At 69.7% G+C, this 9,445-nt stretch carries 14 protein-coding genes; 2 read left to right on the forward strand and 12 right to left on the reverse strand.

Annotated features, from left to right (window positions below; translation table 11 throughout):
- Window positions 1-294, forward strand: a 294-nt coding sequence (locus JNK30_RS12355; protein WP_293482544.1) for an SDR family NAD(P)-dependent oxidoreductase, incomplete at its 5' end; no start/stop codon positions are given.
- Here the strand turns inward: JNK30_RS12355 and der are convergent.
- The 11 genes from der to JNK30_RS12410 all read right to left on the reverse strand — a co-directional run bounded on the left by der (window position 242) and on the right by JNK30_RS12410 (window position 8,139).
- Entirely contained in the window at window positions 242-1,825 is a 1,584-nt protein-coding gene (gene der, locus JNK30_RS12360; protein WP_293482545.1) for a ribosome biogenesis GTPase Der, read from the reverse strand. The two genes, JNK30_RS12355 and der, sit on opposite strands and share 53 nt — an antisense overlap.
- Before the next feature lie 18 nt (window positions 1,826-1,843).
- The gene (locus JNK30_RS12365; RefSeq protein ID WP_293482546.1) at window positions 1,844-3,232 is read right to left on the reverse strand and encodes a PQQ-binding-like beta-propeller repeat protein; all 1,389 of its coding nucleotides are present in this window, start codon (window positions 3,230-3,232) and stop codon (window positions 1,844-1,846) included.
- Window positions 3,229-4,005 carry a tetratricopeptide repeat protein gene (locus JNK30_RS12370; RefSeq protein WP_293482547.1) on the reverse strand — a complete coding sequence of 259 codons (777 nt, stop codon included), beginning with the start codon at window positions 4,003-4,005 and terminating at the stop codon, window positions 3,229-3,231. The genes JNK30_RS12365 and JNK30_RS12370 overlap by 4 nt, the downstream gene beginning before the upstream one ends.
- Window positions 4,006-4,123: 118 nt before the next feature.
- Window positions 4,124-4,951 carry a 3-methyl-2-oxobutanoate hydroxymethyltransferase gene (gene panB, locus JNK30_RS12375; protein WP_293482548.1) on the reverse strand — a complete coding sequence of 276 codons (828 nt, stop codon included), beginning with the start codon at window positions 4,949-4,951 and terminating at the stop codon, window positions 4,124-4,126.
- Window positions 4,952-4,953: 2 nt separating this feature from the next.
- The gene (locus JNK30_RS12380; RefSeq protein WP_293482549.1) at window positions 4,954-5,328 is read right to left on the reverse strand and encodes a hypothetical protein; all 375 of its coding nucleotides are present in this window, start codon (window positions 5,326-5,328) and stop codon (window positions 4,954-4,956) included.
- Window positions 5,321-5,914 (reverse strand): RNA polymerase sigma factor, encoded by a 594-nt coding sequence (locus tag JNK30_RS12385; RefSeq protein ID WP_293482550.1) that lies wholly within the window; start codon window positions 5,912-5,914, stop codon window positions 5,321-5,323. The genes JNK30_RS12380 and JNK30_RS12385 overlap by 8 nt, the downstream gene beginning before the upstream one ends.
- Window positions 5,915-5,939: 25 nt before the next feature.
- Window positions 5,940-6,317, reverse strand: a complete 378-nt coding sequence (locus JNK30_RS12390) for a DUF6249 domain-containing protein (protein ID WP_293482551.1) — start codon at window positions 6,315-6,317, stop codon at window positions 5,940-5,942.
- A gap of 114 nt (window positions 6,318-6,431) precedes the next feature.
- Window positions 6,432-6,725: a hypothetical protein gene (locus tag JNK30_RS12395; protein WP_293482552.1), complete on the reverse strand. Its 294-nt coding sequence runs from the start codon at window positions 6,723-6,725 to the stop codon at window positions 6,432-6,434.
- Complete coding sequence (locus JNK30_RS12400) at window positions 6,722-7,252, reverse strand: RNA polymerase sigma factor (RefSeq protein ID WP_293482553.1); 531 nt, start codon at window positions 7,250-7,252, stop codon at window positions 6,722-6,724. Before JNK30_RS12400 ends, JNK30_RS12395 begins: the two co-directional genes overlap by 4 nt.
- Window positions 7,249-7,707, reverse strand: a complete 459-nt coding sequence (locus JNK30_RS12405; RefSeq protein WP_293482554.1) for a hypothetical protein — start codon at window positions 7,705-7,707, stop codon at window positions 7,249-7,251. The genes JNK30_RS12400 and JNK30_RS12405 overlap by 4 nt, the downstream gene beginning before the upstream one ends.
- A gap of 84 nt (window positions 7,708-7,791) precedes the next feature.
- Complete coding sequence (locus tag JNK30_RS12410; protein ID WP_293482555.1) at window positions 7,792-8,139, reverse strand: ArsC family reductase; 348 nt, start codon at window positions 8,137-8,139, stop codon at window positions 7,792-7,794.
- A 12-nt stretch (window positions 8,140-8,151) separates the two neighbouring features.
- Here JNK30_RS12410 and JNK30_RS12415 point away from each other — a divergent pair, with 12 nt between their 5' ends.
- On the forward strand, window positions 8,152-8,403 hold the full coding sequence (locus JNK30_RS12415) for a DUF2164 domain-containing protein (protein WP_293482556.1): 252 nt from the start codon (window positions 8,152-8,154) through the stop codon (window positions 8,401-8,403).
- A 346-nt stretch (window positions 8,404-8,749) separates the two neighbouring features.
- Here the strand turns inward: JNK30_RS12415 and JNK30_RS12420 are convergent, their stop codons facing one another.
- Window positions 8,750-9,364 (reverse strand): BRCT domain-containing protein, encoded by a 615-nt coding sequence (locus JNK30_RS12420; protein ID WP_293482557.1) that lies wholly within the window; start codon window positions 9,362-9,364, stop codon window positions 8,750-8,752.
- Between the last annotated feature and the right edge of the window lie 81 nt (window positions 9,365-9,445).

Raw genomic sequence — 9,445 nt, forward strand, 5'->3', positions numbered from 1 at the left:
CCGAAGGCGTTCTGGGGGCCCTACGGCGCCACCAAGGCCGGCATGGAGAACCTCGTCCGGACGTGGGCGGACGAACTGGAGAACACGCCCGTGCGGGCGGTCCTGCTCGATCCCGGCGCGATGCGGACCCGGATGCGGGCCGAGGCCTATCCCGGAGAGGATCCGGCCGGCCTGCCCGACCCCGCCGAGATCGGCCCCCTCATCGTCGAACTGGCCCAGGCGGACCTGGGCCTTCCGACGGCTAGCGTTTCTTTCGCGGACTGGAAGCGGGCCGGGACGCTCGCTTCGGCTTGACGCCGGGCCGCGCGAGCTTGGCCGCCCGGCCGGCGGGCGTTCCGGTCTTGGGCTTCTTCACCTTCTTGGGACGCGCCGACGGCCCCGCCGCGGCGCCCTCCCGCGCCTTGTCGGCGGCTTCCTTGCGACGCTTCGCCACCAGGCCCGACTTCGCCGACGTCGGCGCGGTCTTGGCGGGGCCCGGACCGCCCTTCGCCTCGCCCTCCGCGTAGGGGTTCTTGTTCGAACGCACCGTCAGCCTGAGCGGGACGCCGGGCAGGTCGAAACTCTCGCGCAGGCTGTTGATGAGATAGCGCCGATAGTGGTCCGGAAGCTGGTCGGCCCGGCTCGCGAACATGACGAAGGTCGGCGGCCGGGCCTTGGTCTGGGCCATGTACTTCGGCTTGACCCGCCTGCCGTTCACGGCGGGCGGCGGGTGGCGGCTGATCGCCATCTGCAGCCAGTCGTTGAGGTCGCGGGTCTTCACCTTGGTCGACCAGTCAGCATGCGCCTTGAACACCGCCGGCATCAGCCGGTCCAGGCCGCGCCCGGTTTCCGCCGACAGCGCCACCATGGGCGAGCCGCGCACCTGGGGCAGCAGCCGGGCCACCTCTTCCTGGAGATAGGCGAGCCGCGCCGCCGGCTCCTCGATCAGGTCCCATTTGGCGAGGACGAACACCAGCGCGCGGCCCTCGCGCTCGACCAGGTCCGCGATCTGGAGGTCCTGGATCTCGAGCGGATGGGTGGCGTCCATCACCAGGATCACGACCTCGGCGAAGGTGATCGCGCGGATGGAATCGCCGGTGGACAGTTTCTCGAGCCGCTCCTGAACCTTGGCCTTGCGCCGCAGGCCGGCCGTGTCCACCAGCCTGATCGCCCGGCCGTCCCAATCCCAGTCGACGGGGATGGCGTCGCGGGTGATGCCGGCTTCGGGACCGGTCAGCAGCCGGTCCTCGCCGATGAGAGCATTGACCAGCGTCGACTTGCCGGCGTTCGGGCGGCCGACGATGGCGATGTTGATGGGCTTGCCCGGGCCGTCGGCCTCGTCCGCGTCCTCGTCCGGCGCATGCGCGGCGACGGCGGCGAACAGGTCGGCCATGCCTTCGCCATGCTCGGCCGAGATCGGCACCGGCTCGCCGAAGCCGAGGCCGAAGGCTTCGAGCACGCCCGCCTCGGAAGCCTTGCTCTCGGACTTGTTGGCGGCCAGCACGACCGGCTTGCCCTTTCGCCGCAGGACCTCGGCGAAGATCTCGTCGCCCGGCGTCACCCCCTCGCGCGCGTCGATGACGAACAGCGCGAGGTCGGCCTCGTCCACGGCCCGCTCGGTCTGGGCGCGCATGCGCGCTTCCAGGCTCTCGTCCGTGACGTCCTCGAAGCCCGCGGTGTCGATCAGCTCGAGGTCGAGGTCGCCCAGCCGGCCGGTCCCGAAACGCCGGTCGCGGGTGACCCCCGGCCGGTCGTCGACGATGGCGAGCTTCTTGCCCGCCAGCCGGTTGAACAGCGTGGACTTGCCCACATTCGGGCGGCCGACGATCGCGAGTTTCAGCGCCATGGCCGCGAGCTTACCTGATCAGCGGATCGCGATCAGGTCCGCCTCCTGGGTGACCACGTAAACGGTGTCGCCCATGGCGATCGGGCTGAGATAGGAGGCGCCCTTCATGTCCAGGCGCTTCATGATCTCGCCGGTCTTGGCGTTCAGCGCCACCAGCTCGCCGGTCTGGCCCACGATCAGCAGCCGGTCGCCGGCGAGCAGCGGGCCGGACCAGATCGGCCGCGTGGTGCGCTGGCCGCCGATGCCGAAGACGCCGCCCTTCTTCTTGGCCTTGAAGCCCTCGTTGAGCGGGCGGATCCAGTAGATCTGTCCCGTCTCGCGGGCCGCGCAGATCACCTCGCCGTTCTTCGAGACCACATAGACCACGTCGCCGGCCGGCCACGGCGCGGTCACGCCCACCACAGGCAGGCTCCAGCGGGCCTGACCGGTGCGCAGATCGGTGGCGGCGAACACGCCGGAGTGGCTCACGGCGAAGACGTCACCCTGATAGATCGCGGGCCGGCCCGGGATGTCGCGGATCTCGGACAGGGCGCTCGTCCGGCTGGCGCGGCTGAGCGCCTCGTTCCAGAGGTCGTTGCCGTTGGACGCGCGCAGCGCCACCAGTTCACCCGACCCGAAGGCCGCCACGACGGTGTCGCCGGATACCGCCGGGCTGGACGCCGACAGGATGCGCGCGGATTCCGACAGCGCCTGGTAGGTCCACGACGCCGCCCCGGTGGCCGCGTCGAACGTCAGCAGCGTGTTGTCCAGGGCGATCGCGAAGACGCGGCCGCCCGCCACGGTCGGCGCGCCGTGGATCGACTCGCTCGTCCGCGTGCGCCAGCCGATGGCGCCGGTCCGGGCGTCCATCTGCAGCACCTCGCGGTAGCCCGAGGCCACGTAGAGCTTGCCGTCCGCGTAGGCCATGCCGCCGCCGAACGCGAGCTTGTCGCGCTTGTTGTCGCCGGGGTTCGTGCCCGTGCGCCAGAGGGTCGAGCCGGACCTCGCGTCCACCGCGGCCACGCGGCCCTCCGCGTCCATGACGAACACCTTGCCGTCGGCGGCGACCGGAGGCGCCGTGACGTACCGGCCGCGCTTGGTCCCCTGCCCGAAGCTCCGACGCCAGGCGACCGAAAGGTTCGCGGCCGCGTCCACCGCGCCCACCGCCTGCTCGAGGTTGCCGCCGGGCACCGGCCAGGCCTCCATCTGCACCGGCGTGGGCAGCAGGAAGTCGACGCCCTTGAGGGCCTCGGCCGGCTCCAGCCGCTGGTCGGCGGGGATGATCGAGATGCGCTGCCCTTCGCTCGCCGTCTCGGTCGGCTTGTCGTCGTCGTTGTCGAACGGGTTCAGCCGGCTGACCGTCGAGCAGGCGGACGCGCCGAGCGCCGCGACCAGGACGGCGGCCAGGAAGGGACTGCGGCGCTTCATTGCGGGGCGGGACCTTGGTCTTGCGGAACGGGGACGCCGCCGGGCGGCGGCACGACCGCGCCGGGCTGCACCATCATGGGCGGCGGCAGGGCCTGGGCGGCGCGGACCACCGACGGCACCGCCTTGGCCGAACCCGCGTCGATCAGGCCGATGGCGGCCGAGGCGCGGGCCTGAGCGCCCTGACCGGCGTCCAGGGACTGGGAGATCAGGAGGAAGTCCCCGCGCGCGCCGGCGGTGTCGCCGGCCTTGAGCTTGGCGAAGGCCAGGGCCTCGCGCGCCTGGGTCCGGTACGGACGTCCGTCTTCCATCAGCGGCTTCAAGCGCCCCTCCAGGTCCTTCAGCGGGGCGGTGTCGAGCAGAGCGAAGGCGGATTTGAGGCGGGCCGCGTCGGCCAGAACGGCGTCGGGCGCGGCTTCCGCGGCCTGGTCGAGGAGGCGCACGGCTCCGGCGTCATCGTTGGCGCGCTGCGCTTCCGCCGCCAGGTGCATCAGCGCCATGGCCTTGTAGGCGGCGGCGTTGGACTTCGAGACCTCGGTCCAGATCCGCTTGGCGCCCTCGCGGTCGCCGCCGACATAGGCGTCCATGGCCTTGGCGTACTGTTCCGACGCCTGGTCGGTCTGGCGCGTGCGCCAGGTGTCCCAGCCCCAGTAGCCGAGCACGGCGATCAGGGCGGCGGCGGCGATCCCGAGCATCCATGGCAGCAGCTTGCGCGCGAGCTGCTTGTAGCGGTCGGAGCGAAGCTGCTCTTCGACCTCTTCGAATAGATCCGTCACCTAAGGGGGCTCCGCGGCGTACGCCTGTCGCTGAAACGAGCGCGGAACCTATAGCGCTGCGCCCTGCGCCTCAAGGCCCGCCCGGGAGGAGTCTGCGGCCACGGGGCCCCGCCTGCGGCTATCCCGCCTTGGCGAAGTAGATCTCGGCGGGCCCGGGGAAGCGGCGCTGGCGCACGTCCTCCGCGTAGGCCGCGACGGCCTTGTCGATCTGCCCGCGCAGGTCGCCGTAGCGGCGCACGAACTTCGGCGTCCAGTCGAAGAGGCCCAGCATGTCGTCGGTGACCAGGATCTGGCCATCGCAGCCGGCCGAGGCGCCGATGCCGATGGTGGGGACGCCGATCGCCTCGGTGATCTCCCGGGCGAGGCCCTCGGCGACGCCCTCGACCACAACCGCGAACGCCCCCGCCTCGGCGGTGGCGCGCGCCTCGTCCAGGATCCGCCGGCGCTCGTGGTCCAGCTTGCCCTTGGCCTTGAAGCCGCCGTCCACCAGCACGGCCTGGGGGCGCAGGCCCACATGGCCCATGACCGGCACGCCGCGCTTCACCAGGTATTCGATGTTCTGGACGATCGTCTCGCCCGCCTCGACCTTCACCGCCGACGCGCCCGTCTCCTTCATCAGGCGCGAGGCGTTGGCGAAGGCCTCCTCGGCGCTGCCCTCGTAGCTGCCGAACGGCATGTCGACGACGACCATGGCGCGACGGGAGCCGCGCATCACGGCCTTTCCGTGCAGGCTCATCATCTCCAGCGTCACGCCCACGGTGTTCGGCAGCCCGTGGACCACCATGCCGACGCTGTCGCCCACCAGCAGGAGATCGCAATGGGGATCGAGGATCTCGGCCATCGGGGCCGTGTAGGCCGTCAGACATACGATCGGGAGACCGCCCTTGCGGGCGGCGATATCCGGCGCGGACAGGCGCCGGACGGACGACTCACGGTGGGACGACAAAACTAGAACTCCTCGACCAACCTCGCGGCGAAGACGCCCATGGTCAGGACCGCAAGACCGACCGCGATCCACACGCCATAGCCGCCCGAGAGCGCGGACACCATGTCGGTGGTCGGCGTGACGCGCGCAAGGCCCTGCGAGAGGACCCGGGCCGATTCCTCGGCGCTCTCGACGCGCTGGAAGAGGTTGGACATCACGAGCTGGCTGGCGCCCACCACGCCGCCGGAGAGGCCCGCGGCCCCGATCATCCAGCGGCGCAGGTTCCATCCACGGTCCAGCTTCCGCTCGATCCGCTCGGCGAACGCGGCCGCATCCGGCATCTCGGGACTCTGCGAGAACAGGCGTTCGAGGCGGCGTTCGAAGTCGAGCTCAGCCATTGCTCCGCCTCCCCTCCAACTCAACGCCCGGGACCGGCGTAAGCCGCGCCCGGAGCTTATCCAGACCACGTTTGACATGCGATTTGACCGTTCCCAAGGGCAGGTTCAAGGCCTCCGCGGCTTCCCCGTGGCTCAGGCCGGCCCCGTAACACATCGAGACGCAAAGGCGCTCCGCAGGCGCGAGGCTTTTCAGGGCCTCCTCCAGGTCCATGCGATGGTCGGCGTCGGTCCCGCCGAGCCGGCCGGGGGTCTCCCCGTCCTCGCCGCCTTCCTCCGCCGCGATGGCGGCGAGCCGCTTCTCGCGCTGGAGGCGGCGCAGGTACTGGCGGGCCGCGATCCGCTTCACCCAGCCCGCGAATGTGCCCTCTCCTCGGAACTCCGCGATCCGCTCGAAGGCGGCCAGAAACGCGTCCTGCGCCACGTCGTCCGCCTCGGCGGCCTGCGCCCCCATCCGGCGGAGCAGTTGCCGCACGGCGGAGCCGTGGCGACGCACCAGCTCTCCGAAGGCGCGCCGCTCGCCGGCCGCGGCGTAGGAGCAGAGCTCCACGTCATGCAGGCTGGCGAAACTGGTGCTCGTGCCCGGCATGGGCGTGATCTCCCGATGCGTCGCGTCAGGACTTCGGCCGGTTCAGCAGGCCGAGCACGATGAAGGCGAGGCCGATGAAGGTGGGAAACGCGGAGATGCCCAGCAGCGGATAGAGCGCGTCGGGCTCTTCGAAGCTGACGGCCGCGCCCAGGGCGGCGAAGCCCACGCCGACCCCCATCCAGATGATGCCGGTGCGCAGGTCCCGGGCCGCCGACGGCAGCTGCGGCGCGCTGACATTGTTGGACATCGCGTCGATCACTTCGGTGGGCAGCGGTTGGCCCTTCTCGATGGCGACCCGAAGCGTGTCGGCCATCTTCTGGCGCTCGACACTCTTGAAGTATCGCGGCGCGATGACGAGCGCGGCGATCATGGCGAAGAACGTCAGGGGGATCAGGATTTCCATCTCAGGTCTTGTCCTCTCCAAATCTCGATGCGGGGGAAGCGTCCCCTTCTGATGGTGAGAGACCTAGACCCGGCCGCCTGGATGCAGAAGGCCACATGAAACGTTGGTCATGTTTCAACGCAGGCGGGGTGTTACGCGTCCTTCGAGGCTGAGGAGCACCGCCGCCGCGAGCGTCGCGCAGGCCGCCACAGGGGCCATGCCCTCCCCCAGGTGGGACACAAGGGGCTCCAGGCTCGGCCAGACCGCCCAGAGGATGAGCCCCCCCAGCACAGCTGCACCGGACAGTCCCGCCAGGTCGACGAGGAGGCGGCGGCGCGCGAGCTTCCCGATCACGGCGGCAGAGAAGGCCGGGTCGAAGGCCGGCGGCTCGTCGGCGGCGAAGAGGGCCTTCAGGCGATCGTCGGTCATTCTGACTCTCCTAGCACTTCGAGGAGCCGCGCGCGGCCTCGGGCGACATGCGACTTCACCGTCCCGAGCGGCAGGTTCAACGCCTCGGCCGCTTCCGCGTGGCTGAAGTCGGCCGCCAGGCACAGCGCGACGCAGGCCCGCTGGTCCGCCGGCAAGGTCGCAAGCGCCCGCTCCGCCGCCATCCGCTCCTCGCTCATCGACGCGACGGCGGCGGGCCGGTCGGCCTCGTAGGCGTTTTCGCGGGCCCGTTCCCGGCCACGGCTGCGCAGCGCGGTCAGGTGCTTGTTGTAGCCGATGCCGCAGAACCATGCGCGGACCGAGGCGCCGGACTCGAGACGGTCCATCCGCGACCACGCCGCCAGGAACGTCTCCTGCGCCAGGTCGTCAGCCGTCGCCCAGTCGCCGCACGTCCGGCGAAGGAACGCGCGGACCGCCTTCTGATGGCGATCCACCAGCCGCGAGAAGGCGGCGGTGGAGCCGGCCTGCGCCGCCTCGACGAGCGCGCGATCGATGTCGCCCGGGCTCATCGCCCGCGGAACACCATCGACAGTATCGCCGCCGCGGCGTGCCCGATGGCGACACACGTCATGATGATCGCCACGAGCTGGAAGGGCCAGTCCAGGCCCGGAAGTTCGGCGTACTCGGACGCGATCCAGAAGCCGGCGGCCACCGCGCCTGTGATGATGGCTGTCCGCCACTGCCAGTAAGGGCGGTGCCGCCAGTAGCGGCGCAGCGCACGGTGACGAGGACGGCCGTAGCGGTCGTACGGACCATAGGCGGAATCCTCGTCGTCGAGCGCCTCCTCATCGTGCAGGGCCCGCAGGAGTTCCGGCGGCGGGTCCCGGCCCTGGCTTGCGTAGCTACGGATGAGGTCCAGTCGCGCCTGGCTGCGCTTGTAGGCCAGCCACCTGTCCCAGGCCCCGAAGATGAAGAAGCCGATCGGGAAGATCAGCCACCAGAAGCTGTAGAAGAAGTTCTCCATGCCGGTCTCCAGGTCGGGACGCCGGAGCCCTCTCCGCCATCCTCGTGCCCCTAGTCGCCGCCGACGCTCGGATCGGATGCAGGCTCAGCGGAACCGCTGCGCGTAGACCTCCGGCCGAAAGCCGACGGTGACCGCGCCATCCACATCCAGCACCGGCCGCTTGATCATGGCCGGCTGGGCCAGCATCAGGGCCACGGCCCTGCCCTCGTCCACGCCCTGCCGGTCGGCGTCCGGCAGCTTCCTGAAGGTCGTTCCCGCGCGATTGAGCAGGGTTTCCCAGCCCACCTGCCGGACCCAGCCCCGCAGGGTGGCTTCCTCCAGCCCATCCTTGCGGTAGTCGTGGAAGTCGTAGGCCACGCCGTGCTGGTCGAGCCAGGTCCAGGCCTTCTTCATCGTGTCGCAGTTCTTGATGCCGTAGAGCACTGTCGCCATCGTGGCCCTCCCATGCCGAAGATCGAGCTCCCGAAGGACGTCCGCGACGCCGCCGCCAAGGCGCTCAGCCGCTATCTCAAGGACGAACTGGACGTCGAAGTGACCGGATTCGACGCGGTCTTCCTCCTGGACTTCATCACGGAAACCCTCGGCCCGCAGTTCTACAATCAGGCCCTGGCGGACGCCCAGTCGCTGCTGGGCCAGAAGATCGACGAGCTCGGCGAAGCCCTCTGGCAGCTGGAGCAGACGCCGCCGAAGCGCTGACGCGTCAGGGGCGCGGCGGGGAACGCGGCGCCCGTCCGCCTACTCCCACTCGATTATCAACGAGACCGTCTGCGGATTGATTTCCCTACGGTTTTCGACTCGCGAAGACGTGAACACCGTCTGATTTACCGTCAGAATCGTTTGCTGGCGGGTTGATGATCGATCGGCGGATTATCAATCGGTAAGGCCGCGGTCGCCGACCGAACGCAGAGCATAGCAGAGTCCCCTCTCCGCTGCACGCCACGGGTTGAAGGGCCGGGCGGCGCCAGAGCCGACGTTGGGCTGGGGCGGACAGCGGACGTTCACGGCCGGCGCCGCCGACCACCGGTCGCCTCTCACCGGAGCCCTACAGATGAGGAGTCCAGTGCTGTTCACTCACAATGGAGATCGGCAGGCCCTCTTCGCGCCAGGCGCTGGCCTTGACGATCTTGGTGCCGAAAGACGAGTGCTTCCACGAGTCCGTGGCATAAGCTCCGATCACCAGGACGGACGTCTTTTGGGTGAGACCGCCGCAGGTGCCACCGCGCTCCAACACTGCGCGCTCGCAATCCCTCCGCTGCCCGTACAAGAACGTGCCGGTGAAGCAGTACGCCCAGCCATCTAACCCGAGCGCTGGTGCGGGGTCACAGAGCGGCAGGGTCGACGGTTTGAGGACCTCGCCCAATTCAAAGTCGCGCCTTGAGAAGCTGTTCAACGTCTCCAGGAGCACGGCCTTCTCTTCGTCGTCGACGACGCCGTCAGCGAGGACATCGTTGATGCGCTGGTAGAGCGTGCGGATGAGCGGCTGATGACTGATGGCCTCGTTGGCCGCGAGCCACTTCTGCAGAAATTCGACCTCTGCCTGATTGAGATCGCCGTCCGCAGCAAGCCCGCGCGCGAGGCCGATCAGTTCGTCGATCTGCCGGGCGGCGATCCGATCCCCGCCGAGTTGGTTTAACAGCCGATCTTCCATTTCGATCACCCCCAGGTTGCCCCCTGGAGAATGCTCACTCACTAGCTCAGCTGCTAGCCCTCCAGTTGGGTTTGTGCCGCCTGCGCCGAT

Source organism: Phenylobacterium sp., assembly GCF_016793225.1.
In the GTDB taxonomy this organism is placed as follows: Bacteria; Pseudomonadota; Alphaproteobacteria; order Caulobacterales; family Caulobacteraceae; genus Phenylobacterium.